Below are 331 nucleotides of genomic sequence, written 5' to 3'. Positions count from 1 at the left end.
GATTGTTCCTGTTACGTCTGTTGTTCTGAAGTAAAACTGAGGCTTATAGCCATCAAAGAATGGTGTGTGTCGGCCACCTTCATCTTTGCTAAGAACATAAACTTCTGCCTTGAACTTAGTATGTGGCGTAATTGAACCTGGCTCAGCTAGTACTTGACCTCGTTCAATATCTTCTTTATCAATACCTCTTAGTAGTGCTCCTACATTATCTCCTGCTTGAGCACTCTCCATTTGCTTTCTAAACATCTCAATTCCTGTAATTACTGTCTCTTCTGTTTCTTTAATTCCTACAATCTCTGCTTCATCTCCTACTTCTATTGTTCCTCTCTCT

The 331-nt window shown here is 39.6% G+C and carries 1 protein-coding gene; it reads right to left on the bottom strand.

Features of this window, described 5'->3' with window-relative positions; translation table 11 throughout:
- Positions 1–331 (bottom strand): EF-Tu C-terminal domain-related protein (locus tag ACYQ3D_RS12670; protein ID WP_459838826.1); only part of this gene is annotated, 331 nt, incomplete at both ends.

Source organism: Halanaerobaculum tunisiense, from assembly GCF_054657635.1.
Note: the sequence above shows the minus strand (reverse complement) of the source record. Positions and strands in the feature narration are given on the sequence as shown.